This is a genomic window from Flavobacterium sp. GL_143, from assembly GCF_057834355.1.
The window spans coordinates 4958715-4981086 of the sequence record NZ_CM174401.1 but is presented as its reverse complement, the minus strand read 5'-3'; the positions used below and the strand labels follow the sequence as shown (position 1 = coordinate 4981086).

Genomic DNA, 22372 nt, shown 5'->3' with positions numbered 1-22372 from the left:
TTCATTAGCATTCAATTCAAAATTAAATGTCATATCTAATTTTGTTGGTATAGCTAGAAAGCAATTTTCCCTTTTAAATATTTTTATAAAACAACTGATTTTTTGTATCCCAAAATTAAACAATCAGTATGTTCAATATAGGCGTGATTATCGATGTTGTCTATTCGATAATAATACGTAGGTAGTATTATTAATTTGAGTCTTCAGTCCCCAGAAGCGTAAATCGACTACTCAAGTATTAGTAATTAAATCTATTTATAAAATCAATAGATTTTTGTTTTTCGCATTTCTTGTAGAACTCTGTTTCTTTAAGATTATCGTGTGAATGCTTTCTTGTACTTAAAATCGTCGAGTTAAAATTTCTGTTTTTTATTTTTATGGATGACCATATGGAGCATCGCATACAGGCTTTTAGTGCCTTATGGTAACCAAAAAATGACAAAAGTAGAATCCCTAATAAATACATTAATCTCTTAAAAACATTTTTATGAAATTAAAATCTACTTTAAATGACTCTTGTAAACGTCTTTCTTTTTTTAGCATTCATTTGACTTTTAAATTTTGTCGAATTAAGGAATCATACGCTTCTTCGCGAATTGAGTTTGCAACAAATTCTGAGTAATTTTTTATAGACCTTAAAATTTAGATGTTTTTAACAGCATTAGAATGTATTTCTGATGATTTGTTATTATGGCTTTTGTTTTAATAATCTCTGCGTAAATGCACAAGAGAGGTTGTTGATAGAGTTGCCTATTTATCATATTGGAATTTATTTATCACTTTATTAATCTCTCAGGAATATGAAAACATTTTTCTTAACAATAAAAAAGGGGGCATTTCTACAAAATTATTTGTGGTTGTTTTTGATATTAATTCCCTTTTCGAGCTCATTTTCACAGACTTTTTGTAAGCCGACCTCACAGACCAATAGTACAGGTGGATTATTGTGCGTTGGTATGAGTGTAACGACTCCCAATGATGCATTTGATGGAAGTATGGCTACTTATGCTTCGTTAACAAATGCTGTTGGTTTACTCTGTTTTGCACAAGAAACATTAAGTTTTAGTCAGACAGCAAAAGCGGGAGACCAAATTGTTTTTTATTTAGGAACAGGAAACGGATTGTTGGATGTTGGTTTATTATCTAATGTCTCTGTTCAGGCTAAAAATGGAGCGGCTGATGTTGGCTCGCAGGTAGCCTTAAATAGTCCATTATTAAACCTTCAGCTGTTACCTGGTAATGCAATAGCAACTGTAACATATACATTGCCCGGTGATGCAAATGGTGTAAGAATTGAAACTGGAGGCCTATTAAGTTTATTAGTAAATTTAAGAGTATATGAGGTGCGTTTGCAGTTTGCACCGCCAACTATTACAGGAGGCCAATCACAATCAGTATGTTATGGGCAATCAGCAGCTCTTTCTGCTACGCCTGGTGCTGGAACAACATTGGCTTGGTATAGTTCAGCAACTTCTACTACTGCACTTTCTACTACTAATACATATACAACACCAGCTTTAACAGCTACAACTACTTATTATGTAAGCGTTTCAAGAGGTGTAGGTTGCGAAAGCGATCAGCGAATACCAGTAACAGTAAATGTTCTAAATCCTGTATTGCCCGCTATAGATAGTAGCGGTACTGCAATTTGTTCTTCTACAGCTACAAAGGCGACTACATTATCGGTGATAAGTCCCGTACCGGGAACAACTTATTCCTGGTTTAGTACTCCAACTGGAGGTGTTGCTATAACTACAGGTACTACATATACACCTACAGTATCAGCGGGTGTGACTAATTTTTATGTTGAGGCTTCGATAGGAGCTTGTAAGACACCGACAAGAACTCAGGTTAGTGTTACTTTAACTCCAATTCCTGCTGTGGCAACGGTATTAACGCCAAGTGTCTCAATATTAACGGGACAAAATGCAACCTTAAGCGCTTCGACATTAGAGTCTGGCGTTGTTTTGGATTGGTATGATGTACCTACAGGAGGAACTTTATTATTAGCTAGTTCTAATACTTTTACTACTCCAATACTAACTGCTACCAAAACATATTATGTTGAGTCGCGTAATGTTGCAGGAGGATGTGTAAGTGCTACCAGAGTACCGATCGTTGTAAATGTTTCAACTAGTTCGTTGGGAGGATGTTTGGATGCTAATAGCCAACAGACAGCTCAAAACGGACTTTGCTTATTATGTTCTTCAAGTAATCCTAACAATTCGGTTGATGGTAGCAGCAGTACAGCAGCCACATTATCAGTGCCTGTTGGTTTAGTTACTGGTTGGATTCAACAAACACTACAGTTTAATAACTCAGGTCAGGCCGGAGATGTTATTACAGTTGATTTAGAAATTCCAACTGGACTTTTAGATATAAGTGCCTTAAGTTATATTTCATTAGCTACCTATAATGGTGCTACCTATAATAATGATAGGGTAGCTGTAAACAGTTCTCTTTTAAATATTCAATTATTAACGGGTAATCGTTTTAAAGCAAGTCTTACAGCAGGTTCAGCCTTTGATCGTGTTGAGATTAGGTTAGGAGGTTTAGCAACATTACTAACAAATCTTAATATTTATGGGGCTTCATATAAATTTAAAGCAAGAACTATAACTGGAAATACGACAATTTGTAGCGGACAAACAACAACGTTAATGTCTAGTGCAGCTTTAGGTGAAACGATTAAGTGGTATGATGCTTTAACTGGAGGAACTTTATTGAGTAGCACAGCTGCTTATACAACATTACCTTTAACCGTGAATACTACCTATTATGTAGAAGTTACTCGCAATGGTTGTTTAAATAGCGAAAGGAATCCTGTTCTTGTAACAGTTAATAATCCTGTTGCTCCAACAACGGTTGTAGCTACACCTTTAAATGTATGTAGTGGAGAATCCACAATAATAACAGTTGATTCACCAGTTGCAGGTACAACTTATAATTGGTATGATGAATCTGCAGGTGGAAATTTGGTATTTACAGGTACGACTTATACGACACCAGGTTTAACTGCTTCTGTAACTTATCATGTTGAAGCAGTTATTGGAAGTTGTTCAAGTCCTACACGTACTCCGGTACATGTAAATGTTAATCCAATACCAGCAGTACCAACTGTAGGATCATCAACAGTATTTATTCAATCTGGACAGAATGTTACTTTGCAGGTTACGAATCCTGTTACAGATGTAGCTTACGATTGGTATGATGCTCCAATTAATGGAAACTTACTATCATCTGGCACAACCTCATATACACCATCTCCTGCTTTAATAGTAAATAAGAGCTTTTATATTGCAGCGAGAAGTACAACTACAGCTTGTACAAATAGTAAAAGGGCTGTTATTAATGTTGTTATAAGTAATTCAATCAATTCTTGTTTATTAGCTAATTCACAAGTAACTTCAAAAGGAGGAACAACAGGATGCTTATTATGTGATTCAACAAATAACGGAGCTTCTGTGGATGGAAATAATGCAACTGCTGCCAACCTTTCAATTCCTGTTGGTTTACTAGGGGATTATATTCAGCAAATGTTGAGTTTCCCTACAACAGGGCAAACAGGTGATATTATAGATGTTGAATTAGGAATTCCTGTGGGACTTCTTGATATCAGTGCTCTTTCGAATATTACTTTGCAAAGTTTTAACTCAGGTGTTCCTAATAGTGATCAAGTTACTATTAGTTCGCTTTTAAATGTTCAACTATTAGGAGGAAACCGCTTTAGAGCGAGTTTTACAGCAGCAGGTCCATTTACAAGTGTTCAGATTCAATTAAGCGGATTAGCTACTCTATTAACGAGCTTAGATATTTATGAAGCTTCTTACAGATATCCAAATGCTTCGATAACAGGAGCATCATCTCCAATTTGTGCAGGACAAACTACTACATTAACAGCTACGGCTACGGGTACACAAACATTTACTTGGTATGATGTAGCAACTGGTGGGACTGCTTTAGCAACTAATACAAACACTTATACAACGGGATCATTACCAGGAACTAAAACATTTTATTTAGAAGCTAGTCGTGGAGTTACACCGTGTTTGAATACTAATCGTCAGGCTATTACAGTAACAGTGTTGCCTATTCCTACAGAAAGTGATATTACGATAACAACTCCTTTAACCGCTACTTGTGCGGGAGGTGCTGTTTTATCTCCAACATCTACATTTGCGGGAGCAACATTTAAATATTATACAGATCAAAGTAAAACTCAGGAAATTATAACAGGGACTACTATTGTTGCCCAACCTGGAGTTACCTTCTCCAAAGATGCTTCAACAGGTGCTCTTACAATTAGTGGACTTAATGCTACTGATGCACCTTATAAATATTATGTTTCGGTACTTAATGGAGGTATTTGCGAAAATATAGACGGAGCTTTAAAAGAAGTTGTAGTAAATTTTCCAGCAGGCTCAGCTTTAACAGTTACAGCAACTTTGGCTGGTTGTGCTAAAGTAAATTTAAAAGATGCTATCACAAATTTTGATACATCAGGAAATACAACATATACTTTCTTTGATTCATCAAACAATCCAATCACAGAAGTTGCCGCAGGGAATATTACAGTAAGTGGTGATTATTGGATTCAGGCACAAACAACTGGTGTTGATTGTCCATCTGTAAAACAAAAAGTAACGGTTACAATTAATCAGTTACCTACTTTAACAGCAGTAACAAGTTCGGTGGTTGTGAATTTAGGTGATTCTGTACCTTTATCCGCAACTTCAAATGGAACTGTTACCTGGTATGATCCATCAGGGAATGCTATACCATCAAATAATACAGGCACACTTAATACTGTTGGTGTTTTTACTTATACGGTAATTGCGAGTAATGGAACTTGTACTAATAGTCAGACTATTACAATTACTGTTATAGACCCAGCTAGTTGTGATCCATTATTAGAGAGAGAATATGCTACAACTCAACAGTGGGGAACTATTGTTACAGGAACTGTTACAAATGAAGCTAGTGCTGTAGATGGTAATCCACAAACCTATTCTACAATAACAACTGGTTTAGGACTTTTAGGTATCGGAACAACATGGCAAAATCTACAATGGCCAGGAACAATAACACAAGGTACTCCTGTAACAATTAAGTTAGGTTCAGATTATAGCGCTGTTGCACTGGGACAAAGTGTTACTGTGGTAGGAACTAAACGTGATGGACTTGGAAACCCAATTGATATTGGAACTTTACAATCTATATCAGGATCATTACTAAATTTATTATCAGGTCAAAATTCATTCGAATATACATTTGTTCCATCCGATGCTACAGGGCCTAAAGCTTATGACGGTATTCGAGTACAAATGGGGTCAATTTTAGGTGTAGCACAAAATATTAATGTGTATGATGCTTATTATGATAAGCCAGTTACTCAGATAACTTGTGGACAAGGTGATATTGAAGATGTTTTCTTTGGTGTAAAAGACTTAGGAGTAGGCGCATTAACAGCTACTGTAGGGGTGACAGACCCGTGGAATATTGCCGATGGTGATGTTGCTACTTATGCTACAATGTTTAGTGGAGCAGGAGTACTTGCTGCTGCTCAGCTTACAGCAACTTTTAGAACACCATCGATGGTTGGAGATAGCCTTAGAATAACAATTTCTAAACCTGGAACGATTTTAAATCTCAATTTGCTTACAGGATTTAATATTCAGCTTTATTTAGGAAATACTGCCGTTGGTGCACCGATTCAAAACAATAGTAGTTTATTGTCTTTAAGACTACTTTCGGGAGGTACAATAGCAATGACCGTTGTTGCACCTCAAACTCAACCATATGATAGAGTTACAATATCTTTAGGAGGTGTAGCAAGTGTGTTAGACCAACTTAGAGTACATAATATTGACCGTGTAACAAATACTAAAGTTCTTGGGGGAGACATTAATAATATGGTGACGGTCTGCCCTGGTAGCAATATAACATTAGAAGTGCCCCCTGCCAATTGTTCGACTTATAAATGGTATGACTCCCCAACTGGAGGGAATTTCCTTGCCGATGGTCAGACATATACGATTCCAGCTACGTTAGCAGCAGGTACTTATAAATATTATATCCAACCAATTCGTTATGGCTGTGCAGCTCTTGCGAGAGGAGAAGTGACTGTAGTTGTTAGAGCTACAACTCCTGCAGCAGCAGTAGAAAGTGTAACAATTAATGGGGAAAATAACACTATTATTTGTGCTGAAGATGGAAAAGTAACATTGAATGCAACTTTAGCTGCTACACCAGTACTTACAAATCCAATATACTATTGGTATAGTTTTGATGGTACAACAAGTCAGTTGGTTCCTGGGGAAACAACTTCTGAATTAAAGTTAACAGGATTAGTTCCTGGAACTTATACTTATTATGTTGGAGTAAGTTCAGATGAGTTTTGTGAAACAGTTTCAGGCGATAGAAAACAAGTTACGTTCACAATATTGCCAACATCTTTACCAACAGATATTGCAGTAAACAATGCTTCTATTTGTCATGATACTGATGCTGTATTAACACCAACAAGTACTTTGGGAAGTCCAATCTTCTTTTGGTATTTTGATGCGAATAAAACACAGCCTATTACTGATGGATTAGTGGTTGATAATGTCACTTATGCAGTTAGTAATGTGGGAGTTTTAACAATCTCAGGATTAACAAAACTTATGAGCCCTTTTTCTTATTATGTTGCAGTAACAAGTGATTTTACATGTCAAAATAAAAATGGTGAACTTCAAGTTACAACCGTAACTGTGATCGACCCAGCTACACCAACTACTACTGATGATACTCAAGATTTCTGTCTGGTAAATACGCCAACAGTAGCAAATCTTCAGACAAATGAGACTAGCGTAATTTGGTACAACGTTGCAACTGGAGGAGCGGCTTTAGCTCCGACAACAGCTTTAGCAAACGGTGCTTATTATGGAGCAATCTTAGACCCAATAACAGGATGTGAAAGTTCAGTTCGTTTACTAGTAACCGTAACCGTAACTGATCCAGCTACACCAACTACTACCGACGCTACTCAAGACTTCTGTTTGGTAAATGCACCAACAGTAGCAAGTCTTCAGGTAAATGAAACTGGCGTAGTTTGGTACAGCACCGCTACAGGCGGAGTGGCTTTAGCGCCAACGACAGCATTAGCAAGCGGAACATATTATGGAGCCATCCTTGATCCGATAACTAATTGTGAGAGTTCAGTTCGTTTACTAGTAACCGTAACCGTAACTGATCCAGCTACACCAACTACTACCGACGCTACTCAAGACTTCTGTTTGGTAAATGCACCAACAGTTGCAAGTCTTCAGGTAAATGAAACTGGCGTAGTTTGGTATAATGTTGCCACTGGAGGAACAGCTTTAGCATCAACAACAGCATTAGCTAGCGGAACTTATTACGGAGCAATTCTAGACCCAGTAACTAATTGTGAGAGTTCAGTTCGTTTACTAGTAACAGTTACTGTAACAGATCCTGCAACACCAACTACTACCGACGCTACTCAAGACTTCTGTTTGGTAAATGCGTCAACAGTAGCAAGTCTTCAGGTAAATGAAACTGGCGTAGTTTGGTACAGCATCGCTACAGGTGGAGTGGCTTTAGCGCCAACGACAGCATTAGCAAGCGGAACTTATTACGGAGCAATCTTAGACCCAGTAACTAATTGTGAGAGTTCAGTTCGATTACTGGTAACAGTAACCGTAACTGATCCAGCTACACCAACTACTACCGATGCTACTCAAGACTTCTGTTTGGTAAATGCGCCAACAGTAGCAAGTCTTCAGGTAAATGAAACTGGTGTAGTTTGGTACAGCACCGCTACAGGCGGAATTGCTTTAGCGCCAACAACAGCTTTGGCTAGCGGAACTTATTATGGAGCAATCCTTGATCCGATAACTAATTGTGAGAGCTCAGTTCGTTTACTAGTAACAATAACAGTAACAGATCCAGCTACACCAACTACTACTGATGCTACTCAAGACTTCTGTTTGGTAAATGCACCAACAGTTGCAAGTCTTCAGGTAAATGAAACCGGCGTAGTTTGGTACAGCACTGCTACAGGCGGAGTGGCTTTAGCGCCAACAACAGCTTTAGCGAGCGGAACTTATTATGGAGCAATCCTTGATCCGGTAACTAATTGTGAGAGTTCAGTTCGTTTACTGGTGACAGTAACAGTAACAGATCCAGCTACACCAACTACTACCGACGATACTCAAGACTTCTGTTTGGTAAATGCGCCAACAGTAGCAAGTCTTCAGGTAAATGAAACTGGCGTAGTTTGGTACAGCACTGCTACAGGCGGAGTGGCTTTAGCGCCAACAACAGCCTTAGCAAATGGAACATATTATGGAGCGATCCTTGATCCGATAACTAATTGTGAGAGTTCAGTTCGTTTACTGGTAACAGTAACAGTTACTGATCCTGCAATACCAACTACTACTGATGCTACTCAAGACTTCTGTTTGGTAAATGCTCCGACAGTAGCAAGTCTTCAGGTAAATGAAACTGGCGTAGTTTGGTACAGCACCGCTACAGGTGGAGTGGCTTTAGCACCAACTACAGCTTTAGCAAGCGGAACTTATTATGGAGCAATCTTAGACCCAATAACAGGATGTGAAAGTTCAGTTCGTTTACTGGTAACAGTAACGGTAACTGATCCAGCTACACCAACTACTACTGACGCTACTCAAGACTTCTGTTTGGTAAATGCACCAACAGTAGCAAGTCTTCAGGTAAATGAAACTGGCGTAGTTTGGTACAGCACTGCTACAGGCGGAGTGGCTTTAGCGCCAACAACAGCTTTAGTGAGCGGAAATTATTATGGAGCAATCCTTGATCCGGTAACTAATTGTGAGAGTTCAGTTCGTTTACTGGTAACAGTAACGGTAACTGATCCAGCTACACCAACTACTACTGACGCTACTCAAGACTTCTGTTTGGTAAATGCACCAACAGTAGCAAGTCTTCAGGTAAATGAAACTGGCGTAGTTTGGTACAGCACTGCTACAGGCGGAGTGGCTTTAGCGCCAACAACAGCTTTAGCTAATGGAACATATTATGGAGCAATCCTTGATCCAGTAACTAATTGTGAGAGTTCAGTTCGTTTACTAGTAACCGTAACAGTTACTGATCCAGCTACACCAACTACTACCGATACAACCCAAGACTTCTGTTTGGTAAATGCACCAACAGTTGCAAGTCTTCAGGTAAATGAAACTGGCGTAGTTTGGTATAATGTTGCCACTGGAGGAACAGCTTTAGCGCCAACAACAGCTTTAGCTAATGGAACATATTATGGAGCGATCCTTGATCCAGTAACTAATTGTGAGAGTTCAGTTCGTTTACTGGTAACCGTAACCGTAACCGACCCTGTAACACCAACTACTACCGATACTACCCAAGACTTCTGTTTGGTAAATGCACCAACAGTTGCAAGTCTTCAGGTAAATGAAACTGGCGTAGTTTGGTACAGCACCGCTACAGGTGGAGTTGCTTTAGCACCAACAACAGCTTTAGCGAGCGGAAGTTATTACGGAGCGATTCTAGACCCAGTAACTAATTGTGAGAGTTCAGTTCGTTTACTGGTAACTGTTACCGTAACAGATCCTGCAACGCCAACCACTACCGACGATACTCAAGACTTCTGTTTGGTAAATGCACCAACAGTTGCAAGCCTTCAGGTAAATGAAACTGGCGTAGTTTGGTATAATGTTGCCACTGGAGGAACGGCTTTAGTACCAACAACAGCTTTAGCAAGCGGAACATATTACGGGGCAATTTTAGACCCAATAACTAATTGTGAGAGTTCAGTTCGTTTACTGGTAACCGTAACCGTAACTGACCCTGTAACACCAACTACTACTGATGATACTCAAGACTTCTGTTTGGTAAATGCGCCAACAGTAGCAAGTCTTCAGGTAAATAAAACTGGCGTAGTTTGGTATAATGTTGCCACTGGAGGAACAGCTTTAGCGCCAACAACAGCCTTAGCAAATGGAACATATTATGGAGCGATCCTTGATCCGGTAACTAATTGTGAGAGTTCAGTTCGTTTGCTGGTAACGGTAACGGTAACAGATCCTGTAACACCAACTACTACCGATACAACCCAAGACTTCTGTTTGGTAAATGCGCCAACAGTAGCAAGTCTTCAGGTAAATGAAACAGGAGTAGTTTGGTATAACACCGCTACAGGTGGAGTGGCTTTAGCACCAACAACAGCTTTGGCTAGCGGAACTTATTATGGAGCGATCCTTGATCCAATAACAGGATGTGAGAGTTCAGTTCGTTTACTAGTAACAGTAACAGTAGCAGATCCAGCTACACCAACTACTACCGACGATACTCAAGACTTCTGTTTGGTAAATGCGCCAACAGTAGCAAGCCTTCAGGTAAATGAGACCGGCGTAGTTTGGTATAATGTTGCCACAGGCGGAGTGGCTTTAACGCCAACAACAGCTTTAGCGAGCGGAAGTTATTATGGAGCAATTTTAGACCCAATAACCAATTGTGAGAGCTCAGTTCGTTTACTGGTGACAGTTACAGTAACTGCTCCAGCTACACCAACTACTACCGATACAACTCAAGACTTCTGTTTGATAAATGCACCAACAGTAGCAAGTATTCAGGTAAATGAAACTGGCGTAGTTTGGTACAGCACAGCTACAGGTGGAGTGGCTTTAGCGCCAACAACAGCTTTAGCAAATGGAACATATTATGGGGCGATCCTTGATCCGGTAGCTAATTGTGAAAGTTCAGTTCGTTTACTGGTAACAGTAACGGTTACTGATCCTGCTACACCAACTACTACTGACGCAACTCAAGACTTCTGTTTTGCAAATGCACCAACAGTAGCAAGTCTTCAGGTAAATGAGGCCAATGTAGTTTGGTATACCACAGCTACAAGCGGAATCGCTTTAACACGAACAACAGTCTTAGCTAATGGAACCTATTATGGAGTTATCCATGATCCGACAACTAATTGTGAGAGTTCAGTTCGTTTATTAGTAACAGTAACAGTTACCGATCCTGCAACGCCAACTACAAATAACGCAACTCAAAGTTTCTGTTTGACAAATGCGCCAACAGTGGCAAGTCTTCAGGTAAATGAAACTGGCGTAGTTTGGTACAATGTTGCAACAGGAGGAACTCCATTAGCACCAGGAACATTACTAGTTGCAGGTACGTATTATGGAGCTCTGAAAGATGCGACTACAGGTTGTGAAAGTAGTTTGAGATTAAGTGTACAGGTCAACTTTACAGGTAATGATCCGGTTACAATAACTCCAAGCAAAGTAGCTCCTTGCGTTTTTGATGAGATTACGTATACAACTGCAAGCGGAATGTCAAATTATAATTGGACAATTACTGGAGGTGGTACTATTACAGCTGGAGGTCTAGCTACCGATAATTTTGTAACAGTTTCATGGCCAGCAATAGGACCAGCAAGTGTAAGTGTTTCTTATTCTAATCAATGTAATGAGACAAATAGTAAATTACTAACCCTTGCAGTTGCAACTTGTTCAGATATAACAATGAGCAAAACGGTAGATAATCCAACTCCTAACATTAATGATAAAGTTACTTTTACTGTAACAGTAAATAATGTAGGATCAGGAGACTTTATAGATACAATAGTTAGTGAAATTTTGCCAACAGGATATGATTTTATAAGCGCACAAACTACTACTGGAACATATAGTAATATAACTGGAGCATGGAATATTCCAGTATTAAATGCTAATGAAAGCGCAGTACTTACTGTAGTGGTTCAAGTATTGCCAACAGGGAATTACCTAAATGTAGCCACGGTTGTTATTTCAAATCCAATAGATTCTGATACAACAAATAATCACGGTGAAGCTTCTGTAACTCCTGTATGTTTAGTGGTTTATAATGAATTTACTCCTAATAATGATGGTGCAAATGATGTTTTCAAAATAGATTGTATTGAAAATTATCCAAACAATAGTTTAAATGTTTATAACAGATACGGATCATTAGTTTATAAACAAGACCATTATAATAACGATTGGGACGGAATAGCAAATGTTTCGGGAGCAATTAACAAAGGAGATAAATTACCAGCGGGAACATATTATTATGTTCTGGATATTGGTGCAGATGGAGTAGTTAAAACAGGTTGGTTATCTATTATTAGATAACCCCCTGTTAACATAAATCATCAAATTAAATTAACTGACTAAATAGTTATAGTATGAAACTAAGTGTAAAATTTATAGAGTCCTATTTTTTAATATTTTGCGGGTTTGTATCGTTCTTTGCTAATGCGCAACAAGATCCTGAATATACACAGTATATGTACAACACAATGGTTATTAATCCAGCTTATGCGGGTTCTACAGGATACTTGGAGGCAGTATTATTACATCGATCACAATGGGTTGGTATAGATGGTGCGCCACAAACACAATCGCTTTCTGTACAAGCACCATTAAGAAATGAAAAAATAGGTTTGGGACTAAGTGTTGTCAATGATAAACTAGGACCATCAAATGAGCTGTATCTAGATGGTAATTTTTCATATTCCATACCATTAGGGTATGAAAAAAGATTAGCATTTGGGTTAAAAGCAGGAATGCGAATGATGAACATAGACTGGTCAAAAGGCCGATACTATGATGGTAATGATGCATTGTTAAATACTAATATAAATAATGTTATCAAGCCTTCAATAGGAGCAGGGGTATATTACTACACCGACAGGTGGTATGCAGGAGCATCCGTACCTAGCTTTATAAGAAGTGATTATTATAATGATATACAAGAATCGATAGATTATGATAGATTACATTATTATTTTATGGGAGGATATGTATTTGATTTGAGTCCAAGTTTAAAATTTAAACCTGCATTTTTAGCCAAACTGGTAAGTGGAGCACCAATGTCTGTAGATGTTTCTGCCAATTTTATGCTTCAGGAAAAAGTAGTGTTAGGAGTATCCTACCGCTTTGATGATTCGGTTAGTGCATTGGCAGGATTTCAAATTTCGCCAAGTTTTTACATCGGATACTCATATGATTATACCGTAACCAATTTGAATAAATACAACGATGGTTCCCATGAATTCATATTGCGTTATCAATTTCATAAAGATCCAAGTAAAATTAAATCTCCAAGATTCTTTTAAAAACCTGACCTATGAAAAAATTCTATATACTTAGTTTGCTATTTAGCTTTGTATCAATTTTGGCGCAAACAAACTTAAAAAAAGCCGACGCTTTATTTAAAAATTACTCCTATACAGATGCTGCAAAAGCATACGAAGAGTGTTTGCAAAAAATAGATAAACCATCGGTTCAAACTTTAAAGAATGCAGCCGACTCGTATTATTTTATTTCCGATAATCGAAATGCTTTAAAATGGTATCAAAAACTATATGAAGTTCAAGGAGATAACCTATCCGATATTTATTATCTAAGATACATTCAATCCATGAAAGGAGTTATGGATTATGATAATGCGGATAAAGTAACCAAAGAATACTTAAATAAAAAAGGAGATCAAAAAGAGATAGACAGATATATCTATCAAAAGAAATTATTAGATAGTTTATCAAAAGCAAAATCACTTTATACTTTAAAAAATATTGCTATTAATACCGATAAATCCGATTTTGGAGCAACTTTTTATGGAGATAAAGTAGTATTTACATCGGCAAGAGATACAGGTAATTTTGATAAAAAATTATACAATTGGAACAAACAACCATTCTTAAATTTATATGTAGCCGAAAGAAGTGCGATTGATGGGAGTTTATTCAATGAAGTACTTTTTATACCTAATGTAATGTCCAAGTATCATGAGGCAACAGTAACCTTTAGCCCAGATTGGAAAACCATGTATTACACAACCAATATTCTTAAAAAGAATAAATTAGTGATAGATGAATCCAGAACCAATAACTTCCAGATTATAAAAGGAACAATAGAAGATAACAAATTAGTTAAAACCGAAAAAGTATTTTTTGATAGTGATAAATACTCAGTAGGGCATCCATATTTAAGTGATGATGGCAAAATGTTATTCTTTGCTTCGGATATGCCAGGAGGTTATGGAGAAACCGATTTGTACGTTGTAAAGATAGCCGATGATGGTACAATGAGTTCACCACAAAATTTAGGACCAACAATTAATACACTTGGTAATGATGTTTTTCCTTCATATAGAAATGGAGTACTTTATTTTTCATCAGATGGACATTATGGTTTAGGCGATTTAGATGTATATGAAAGTAAACTATCGGGAGAATTAAATTTTTCTGCTCCTAGAAATTTAGGTGCACCAATAAATAGTAATAAAGATGATTTTTCATTTGTAATAGATCCCAAAGAAAATTACGGTTATGTATCATCAAATCGTGCACAAGGAAAAGGAGATGATGATATTTATTATTTTACCAAAGGAAAACCTATCTGTAATCAACTCGTTTCTGGTCAGGCAATAAATACCAAAACCAAGAAAGGTTTAAGCGATACATTTATTATAGCATATGATGTTTATGATGCCGTTATTACCGAAACCAAAACCGATGCAGATGGAAATTATAAATTAGAAGTTCCGTGTAATAAACGAATAAAAATGACGGCCAATAAGCCAAATTTTAGCGGAGACGAAAAATTTATAGAAACTACAAAAGATAACAATTCCGAGATAAAAGACGTTAATTTCTATCTTAGTAATTATGATGATTTAGTAGTTAAAAAAGATGGAGTAGAAAAAGTAGATATCAATCCTATTTTCTTCGATTATGATAAATCAAATATCAATCCTCAAGCCGCAGCCGAATTGGATAAAGTTGTATTTGTGATGCAAAAATTCCCTAAGATTAAAATTAAAATCGAGTCACATACAGATTCCAGAGGTAAAGACGCTTATAATATGAAGCTTTCGGATGCCAGAGCAAAATCTACTCAAACTTACATTCTTTCTAAAGGTATTGAACCTTTCAGAATTGCTAGTGCAATAGGTTATGGAGAAAGCCGATTGGTGAATAAATGTAGTAATGGTGTAAAATGTACTGAACAAGAGCATCTTGCTAACAGACGTTCCGATTTTATTGTAATAGAAAAATAATGTTCAAAAAACTTTGTGAAAACCATTCTTAAAAGAGTGGTTTTTTTGTTTTTAATTATACTTTTGAATGTCTATTTTAGACAAACTTTTTTAGGATAATAAAAGACAATCGAATTATAATAAAATATGAATATTCAGGATTCCATACAAGCTTTAAGAGATGAACTAAACGTGCATAATTACAATTATTATGTACTTGATAATGCTACAATATCAGATTATGAATTTGATTTGAAATTAAAGCAACTTCAGGAGTTAGAAGATCAGCATCCAGAATTTTTTGATGAAAATTCACCAACTCAACGAGTAGGAGGAACAGTAACCAAAAACTTCCAGACAGTAGCTCATGAATATCGTATGTATTCATTAGATAATTCATATTCAAAAGAAGATTTGGTCGATTGGGAAACCAGAGTTCAAAAAGTATTAGGAAACGTTGATTTACAATATACTTGCGAATTAAAATACGATGGAGCTTCGATAAGTATTACTTACGAAAACGGAAAATTAAAACGTGCAGTTACTCGAGGAGATGGATTTCAGGGAGATGATGTAACCAATAATATCAAAACTATAAAATCGATTCCGTTACAATTAAAAGGAAATTATCCACCTGTTTTTGCAATTCGTGGCGAAATAATTTTACCATTTGCAGGATTCGAAAAAATGAATCAGGATTTAATCGAAATAGGAGAAACGCCTTATTCAAACCCAAGAAATACAGCTTCAGGAAGTTTAAAGTTACAAGATAGCGCTGAGGTTGCCAAAAGACCATTAGAGTGCTTACTTTATTTTGTAACCGGTAATAATTTACCTTTCTCCTCACAGTATGAAGGGCTAGAACTAGCAAGAAAATGGGGATTTAAAGTACCTGTAGAAGCTAAACTGGCTAACAATTTACAAGAAGTATTTGACTTTATAGATTATTGGGATGTACATCGTCATGAGCTACCTTATGAAACCGATGGAGTAGTAATAAAAGTAAATAGTATTCAGCACCAGGAAGAGTTAGGTTATACATCTAAATCGCCTCGTTGGGCAATTGCATATAAATTTAAATCAGAGCAGGTTTCGACCAAATTAAACTCGATTTCGTACCAAGTAGGAAGAACAGGGGCAATTACGCCAGTAGCAAATCTAGAGCCAGTACAATTGGCAGGAACAATTGTAAAACGAGCTTCTTTGCATAATGCCGATCAAATAGAAAAATTAGACATTAGAATAAACGATACCGTTTTTGTAGAAAAAGGAGGGGAAATCATTCCGAAAATCATCGCAGTCGATTTAACACAGCGTCCAGCAGATGCAGAACCTACAAAATACATTACACATTGTCCAGAATGTAATACAGAGTTAGTTAGATCAGAAGGAGAAGCAAATCATTATTGCCCTAATTTTTACGGATGTCCACCGCAGATTATAGGTAGAATCCAGCATTATATTTCAAGAAAAGCAATGGATATTGAAGGACTTGGAGGAGAAACCGTAGCGTTACTTTTTAATAATGGATTAGTTCATAATTACGCCGATTTATATGAGTTAACCGTAGAGCAGATTTTACCTTTAGATAGAATGGCTCAAAAATCGGCAGAAAACCTAGTAAAAGGAGTAGAGAATTCTAAAAAAATCCCATTCGAGAGTGTTTTGTTTGCACTCGGAATCCGATTTGTAGGAGAAACAGTAGCCAAAAAATTGGCTAAACATTACAAAAATATTGACGCATTGAGCCAAGCCACTTTAATGGATTTAGTTCTGGTAGATGAAATAGGAGAGCGTATTGCAAAAAGCGTAATAGAATTTTTTGAGAACGATGAAAATAAGAGAATCATTGAACGCTTAAAAAGTTACGGAGTACAATTTGAGATTGTCGAAAAAATCAATCCAAATGCAACTACCAAATTTGAAGGAAAAACTTTTGTAGTTTCGGGTGTTTTCTCTAAATTTTCAAGAGATGATATTAAAAAAACTATCGAAGATAATGGAGGTAAAGTAGGAAGTTCAATTTCTGCCAAAACTGATTTTGTTGTTGCCGGTGAAAATATGGGGCCAGCTAAATTAGAAAAAGCTAATAAATTGAATATCCCTATAATTTCAGAAGATGATTTTATAACCAAATTAAATGAAAGCTAACACCCCGTCATTAATTCTTTACTTCTTAGCATTAACATTAACAATTATCTTTGATTTTTTAGAGCAAGATTTTATTGGTATGTACGCAAAGGCAATAGTAGTGCCTTCAATATTTATATATTATCTTATTACAACCAATTATAAGATAAGTATAATTCAGGGATTTATTTTTGCACTTTGTTTTATTGGAGAAGTATTTAATTTAATGGAGGTAGAGGCTTCAGAGTTGGGTTCACTCTTCTCTTTTTTATTAGTCTATTTGTTATTGCTAAGATTAATAATAGAAGATTATCGAAAAATAAAATTAAGAAAAAACGACTATTTGCCAGTAGCAATAGTCGTTTTGTTTATTATATACCTTTTAGTATCTGTTCTCGGGTTACAATACGAGAAAGTAGGTCAGAACCATTTTATTTATACCATATATGGTATAGTATTGAGCGTGTTAGGTTGTGTCTCATTTATTAGTTATATAACCAAAGGTACGTATCTCACCCTTTTAGTAACGTTGATGACAACTTGCTTTATCTTCTCAGACATCTTTTTTATTTTTAACCAATCCTTTGATCATTCAGTAGTATTGGCCTTAATAAGAGATACGACCCAAATGTTGTCCTATTATTTTATGGTAAAATATTTTATCCAAAAAAGAATCGAAAATATTCGGGTTAGACAATAATAGATTTTCCTTGAGCCGATTTTGTTTTATCATTATTAAGATAAAAGTCAATTCTTCCTAAATTAATCCCGTAACATCCTACCTGATTAACTAAGACATCTTCACCAGCTTTATTTTTTACAACAGTAGGCTTATCAAGAAAAGTATGCGTGTGTCCACCAATAATCAAATCGATATCCTGAGTTAGTTCAGCTAGTTTTAAATCACAGATTTTAGTAGCATCATCACGATATTTATAACCCAAATGTGATAAACAAATTACTAAATCACATTTTTGTTCTTTTTTAAGAATTCGAACCATATCAGTAGCTGTTTCAACAGGATCATTGTAAACAGTTTCCTTATACATTAATTTATCTACCAATCCATCAAGCTGAATCCCTAAACCAAATACACCTATTTTTATACCATCTTTATTAAAAATCTTGTACGGTTTTACAAGCCCGTCCATTACAGTATTTTTAAAATCATAGTTAGAAGAGATAAACTCAAATTTAGCATGAGGCATTTGTGCATATAATCCATCTAAACCATTATCAAAATCATGATTACCAATTGTAGACGCATCATATTTCATCATGCTCATTAGTTTAAACTCCAGTTCACCACCATAATAATTAAAGTAAGGAGTTCCCTGAAAAATATCTCCGGCATCCAATAAAAGAACGTTTGGATTTTCTTTACGAATTACATCAATCAAAGCAGCACGTCTAGATACACCACCCATGTTTGCATTACGAGGATCATCAGCAGGAAAAGGGTCAATATGACTGTGAACATCATTGGTATGTAATATAGTTATGTGTTTTACATTTGATGATGTAAAACTGCTCATAGATAAACCCAAACTCAATAATGCTGTACTAGCAGCGGTTTTTTCAATAAAATCTCTTCTTTTCATTTTAATTTATTTTGCGGTAAAACGCTTGAACCCAAAGTTCTTAAATATTTTTTTAATTGTTTATCTTATTCTTGTGTTACTCGGACATCATTAGGAACCGGAATTGTATCAACAGATTTAAAATAATCAATAAGAATGTCTCGTAGTTTGTAATTTAAATCATATTTCTGAACACTCTTTTTAAAGAAGTTCATATTGTCACCACCATTTGCTAAGTAATCATTTGTAGCAACATAATAAATTTTGTCTTTTTCGACAGGTTTACCCTGAACTAAAACATTCGTTGCAGTATTGTTCTTAGTTATCGTAAAAGTCATCCCAGAAAGAGGATGAGGTTTCTTTTCACCAATAAAATAGGTAACCATTTCTAGCACCTGTTCTCCTTTTAGAGCCATAACAACTAGACTGTTTTCAAAAGGCATAATTTCAAATGCATTTCTGGCAGTAACATTCCCTTTAGGAAGAATTGCTCGAATCCCACCATGATTAAGAAAACAAATATCAAGATCTTTTTTCTCTCTGGCTTTAAAAACTAAATTCCCTCTTTGCAGGCATACATCAGCCATTAAGTTACCAATAGTTGTTTGCCATTTACCAGTACTTTTATCCAGTGTTTGAGGACAATAAGCAAGCACACTATCTAAATCTTTATTAATGTGCTCTCTGTAAGGCTTAATAAAATTCTCAATCTCGGGAGTTTGATTTTGAGTACTTGTAATAGGAATTAGTTTACCTTCAATTTTTGAAACTTGATAAGTTTGTTTGCTACAAGAAACTCCAAAAAAAAGTGTTAAGAATATAACAAAAAGTTTTAAAAATCCGTTATACTTTTTTAGTTTTACCATCTTAAATGCGACTTAAATAATTAATTTTGTAATCTAGTAAAAGTACTATGTTTTTAAATTATACAAAGGTTTTTTTTGTAAAAAAATCGTTAAAGAAAAATCTTAATAATGTAAAAAACGGTGCATTTACTAATGATATACAAAAGGTTGGTTTACTTATAGATGAAAGTCATTTTTCAGAAAAAGAAGCTTTACTAGCCGAATTGGTATCAAAAGGAATTGAGAAAAAGAACATCAAAATTATTGTTTATAAAGACAAATTCAATAAAAAAGAGACGTATTCTTGTCCAACTTTTGGGATTGATCATCTTAATTGGAATGGAAAGATTGCCGAAGGATTTTTAAAAGACTTTGTAAACGAAAAATTCGATTTATTAATAAGTTATTATGATATCGAAAAAGTAATGCTGATGCTTGTAACACAAAATTCGAATGCCAGGTTCAAAGTTGGTTTTGCATCAATTGATAAAAGATTAAATCGATTGATGATTGATACCAACGTTCGGGAATATAAAATTTTCGTGAATGAATTATTTAAATATTTAAAAAACATTAAACCAAATACAATCTAATATGCAATCATTAATAGGAACAGGCGTTGCACTAGTAACTCCTTTTAAAGAAGATTTTTCAATTGATACAGAAGCATTACAAAGAATAGTTAATTTTTCTGTAGATGGAGGAGTTGAATATCTTGTAGTTATGGGTACGACTGCAGAAAACGCAACATTAACTCAAGACGAAAAGGAACTTGTTATCACTACAGTTATTAATGCAAATAAAGGAAGATTACCTTTAGTATTAGGAGTAGGAGGAAATAATACAATGCAAATTGTTGAAGAATTAAAAACTAGAGATTTTTCAGCTTTTGAAGCTATATTGTCAGTGTCACCTTATTATAACAGACCTACCCAAGAAGGAATTTATCAGCATTTTAAAGCTATTGCCGAAGCATCACCAATACCAGTAATATTATATAATGTTCCAGGAAGAACATCTAGCAATATGTTGCCATCAACAGTTATACGTTTAGCAAATGATTTTGCAAATGTAGTTGCAATAAAAGAAGCTGCAGGAGATTTGGTACAAGCAATGCAATTGCTTAAAAATAAACCAAGTGATTTTCTCGTTATATCAGGAGATGATATGATTGCTTTGCCAATAATTTTGGCGGGAGGTTCAGGTGTTATATCAGTTATTGGGCAAGGTTTTCCAAAAGAATTTTCAGAAATGATTCGTTTAGGATTGAATAGAAAAGTAAATGAAGCATTTAAAACACAATACTTTTTATCAGATTGTATTGATATGATTTTTGAGCAAGGGAATCCAGCAGGAATAAAACAAGTGTTTAAATCACTTGGTATTGCTGAGAATGTTGTAAGATTACCGCTTGTTGTAGCCGATGAATCACTTGTAAATCGCATTGATGAATTTGTTAAAAAAAGTATTAAATAAAAATAAAAAACGAGGTGTTTTATTATACCAAAAAATATTTTGTAGTAGCTAAATTAATAACTAAATTTGCCACCGAAACTTCGGTGTGGTTTTACTTGGATATAAACATCCTGGGAATCATAATAAAAGTAAAAAAATGAAAAAAATAATATCTGTATTGTTTGTAGTTGTTCTTTTTTGTTCTTGTAGTGATTATCAAAAAGCACTAAAAAATGATGATGTAGCAGCAAAATTTGAAATTGCAACAAAAATGTACGATGCCGGAAAGTATACTAAAGCAATTCGTTTGTTTGAGCAACTTGCAGCATCATATAGAGGAAAGCCTCAGGCAGAGAAATTATTTTATATGTTTTCTCAATCCTATTATAAAACAAAACAGTATTATTTAGCTGGATATCAATTCGAGAGTTTTGTTTCTGGATATCCAAGAAGTGAAAAAGTAGAAGAAGCGGCTTATTTAGGAGCAAAAAGTTATTCGATGTTGTCACCAGTATATAGTTTAGATCAAACAGATACTAATAAAGCTATCGATAAGTTACAGGCTTTTATAGATAATTATCCAAATTCACAATATATAGTAGAGGCAAATGCAAGTCTTAAAGCATTAACTACTAAATTGGAGAAAAAAGCATATGAAAATGCAAAAGGATATAATACTATCTCAGATTTTAAATCGGCGATAGTAGCATTTGATAATTTTGTTGGAGAGTATCCAGGAACAGAATTTAAAGAAGATGCATTGTATTATAAATTTGATTCAGCATATCAGTTAGCAATTAACAGTATTTCAGCAAAAATGGAAGACCGTTTAAAAGTAGCTAAAACTGCATATTCTAATTTAATGAAATATAAAAGTGATACTCATTACAAAGTGAAAGCTGATGAGATGAATGAGAGAGTTGAAAAAGAGTTACAAAATTTTACTAAATAAAATAAAGTCATGGATTTAAAAAAGACGAATGCTCCAGTAAATACAATTACCTACAATAAAACGGTTATTGAAGAGCCTACAGGTAATGTGTATGAGGCAATAACTATTATGGCTAAAAGAGCAAATCAAATTAATTCTGAAATTAAAAAGGAATTGACTGAAAAGTTAGAAGAATTTGCTACCTATAATGACAGTCTTGAAGAAGTTTTCGAAAACAAAGAACAAATCGAAGTTTCTAAATTTTACGAAAAATTGCCTAAACCACACGCTTTAGCAGTTCAAGAGTGGTTAGACGGTAAAACATACCACAGAAATTCAAATAAATAATACAGTAC

11 protein-coding genes are annotated in these 22372 nt (G+C 35.3%); 9 read left to right on the top strand and 2 right to left on the bottom strand.

Features of this window, described 5'->3' with window-relative positions; genetic code table 11:
* Positions 1-956: 956 nt before the first annotated feature.
* The 5 genes from AC3IPI_RS20985 (at position 957) to AC3IPI_RS20965 (ending at position 17905) form a co-directional block, all read left to right on the top strand.
* Positions 957-12164, top strand: a complete 11208-nt coding sequence (locus tag AC3IPI_RS20985) for an Ig-like domain-containing protein (RefSeq protein ID WP_489155486.1) — start codon at positions 957-959, stop codon at positions 12162-12164.
* 53 nt (positions 12165-12217) lie between these two features.
* Positions 12218-13150: a PorP/SprF family type IX secretion system membrane protein gene (locus AC3IPI_RS20980; protein WP_039113082.1), complete on the top strand. Its 933-nt coding sequence runs from the start codon at positions 12218-12220 to the stop codon at positions 13148-13150.
* 11 nt (positions 13151-13161) lie between these two features.
* Positions 13162-15096 carry an OmpA family protein gene (locus AC3IPI_RS20975; protein ID WP_489155484.1) on the top strand — a complete coding sequence of 645 codons (1935 nt, stop codon included), beginning with the start codon at positions 13162-13164 and terminating at the stop codon, positions 15094-15096.
* Positions 15097-15222: 126 nt separating this feature from the next.
* Complete coding sequence (gene ligA, locus AC3IPI_RS20970) at positions 15223-17226, top strand: NAD-dependent DNA ligase LigA (RefSeq protein ID WP_409416922.1); 2004 nt, start codon at positions 15223-15225, stop codon at positions 17224-17226.
* On the top strand, positions 17216-17905 hold the full coding sequence (locus AC3IPI_RS20965; protein WP_039113079.1) for a lysoplasmalogenase family protein: 690 nt from the start codon (positions 17216-17218) through the stop codon (positions 17903-17905). Before ligA ends, AC3IPI_RS20965 begins: the two co-directional genes overlap by 11 nt.
* On the opposite strand, the gene AC3IPI_RS20960 is transcribed toward AC3IPI_RS20965, so the two are convergent.
* Together AC3IPI_RS20960 and AC3IPI_RS20955 are read right to left on the bottom strand one after the other, a co-directional pair.
* A complete protein-coding gene (locus AC3IPI_RS20960) occupies positions 17895-18806 on the bottom strand; it encodes a bifunctional metallophosphatase/5'-nucleotidase (RefSeq protein WP_489155481.1) in 912 nt (303 codons plus the stop codon). The two genes, AC3IPI_RS20965 and AC3IPI_RS20960, sit on opposite strands and share 11 nt — an antisense overlap.
* A gap of 65 nt (positions 18807-18871) precedes the next feature.
* Complete coding sequence (locus AC3IPI_RS20955) at positions 18872-19651, bottom strand: 5'-nucleotidase (RefSeq protein ID WP_323489255.1); 780 nt, start codon at positions 19649-19651, stop codon at positions 18872-18874.
* A gap of 47 nt (positions 19652-19698) precedes the next feature.
* Here AC3IPI_RS20955 and AC3IPI_RS20950 point away from each other — a divergent pair, with 47 nt between their 5' ends.
* From AC3IPI_RS20950 to AC3IPI_RS20935, 4 genes are all read left to right on the top strand, one after another.
* Positions 19699-20223, top strand: a complete 525-nt coding sequence (locus AC3IPI_RS20950) for a DUF6913 domain-containing protein (RefSeq protein WP_039113076.1) — start codon at positions 19699-19701, stop codon at positions 20221-20223.
* Position 20224: 1 nt separating this feature from the next.
* The gene (dapA, locus tag AC3IPI_RS20945; RefSeq protein ID WP_489155478.1) at positions 20225-21106 is read left to right on the top strand and encodes a 4-hydroxy-tetrahydrodipicolinate synthase; all 882 of its coding nucleotides are present in this window, start codon (positions 20225-20227) and stop codon (positions 21104-21106) included.
* 136 nt (positions 21107-21242) lie between these two features.
* The gene (locus AC3IPI_RS20940) at positions 21243-22037 is read left to right on the top strand and encodes an outer membrane protein assembly factor BamD (protein ID WP_039113093.1); all 795 of its coding nucleotides are present in this window, start codon (positions 21243-21245) and stop codon (positions 22035-22037) included.
* Positions 22038-22046: 9 nt separating this feature from the next.
* Positions 22047-22364 carry a DNA-directed RNA polymerase subunit omega gene (locus AC3IPI_RS20935; protein ID WP_012025451.1) on the top strand — a complete coding sequence of 106 codons (318 nt, stop codon included), beginning with the start codon at positions 22047-22049 and terminating at the stop codon, positions 22362-22364.
* The last annotated feature ends 8 nt before the right edge of the window (positions 22365-22372 follow it).

What these genes read in the sequence shown, in the direction of transcription:
- AC3IPI_RS20985 (WP_489155486.1), top strand. Translation starts at nt 957, where the DNA reads ATGAGTGTAACGACTCCCAATGATGCATTTGATGGAAGTATGGCTACT.
- AC3IPI_RS20980 (WP_039113082.1), top strand. Translation starts at nt 12,218, where the DNA reads ATGAAACTAAGTGTAAAATTTATAGAGTCCTATTTTTTAATATTTTGC.
- AC3IPI_RS20975 (WP_489155484.1), top strand. Translation starts at nt 13,162, where the DNA reads ATGAAAAAATTCTATATACTTAGTTTGCTATTTAGCTTTGTATCAATT.
- ligA (WP_409416922.1), top strand. Translation starts at nt 15,223, where the DNA reads ATGAATATTCAGGATTCCATACAAGCTTTAAGAGATGAACTAAACGTG.
- AC3IPI_RS20965 (WP_039113079.1), top strand. Translation starts at nt 17,216, where the DNA reads ATGAAAGCTAACACCCCGTCATTAATTCTTTACTTCTTAGCATTAACA.
- AC3IPI_RS20960 (WP_489155481.1), bottom strand. Translation starts at nt 18,806, where the DNA reads ATGAAAAGAAGAGATTTTATTGAAAAAACCGCTGCTAGTACAGCATTA.
- AC3IPI_RS20955 (WP_323489255.1), bottom strand. Translation starts at nt 19,651, where the DNA reads ATGGTAAAACTAAAAAAGTATAACGGATTTTTAAAACTTTTTGTTATA.
- AC3IPI_RS20950 (WP_039113076.1), top strand. Translation starts at nt 19,699, where the DNA reads ATGTTTTTAAATTATACAAAGGTTTTTTTTGTAAAAAAATCGTTAAAG.
- dapA (WP_489155478.1), top strand. Translation starts at nt 20,225, where the DNA reads ATGCAATCATTAATAGGAACAGGCGTTGCACTAGTAACTCCTTTTAAA.
- AC3IPI_RS20940 (WP_039113093.1), top strand. Translation starts at nt 21,243, where the DNA reads ATGAAAAAAATAATATCTGTATTGTTTGTAGTTGTTCTTTTTTGTTCT.
- AC3IPI_RS20935 (WP_012025451.1), top strand. Translation starts at nt 22,047, where the DNA reads ATGGATTTAAAAAAGACGAATGCTCCAGTAAATACAATTACCTACAAT.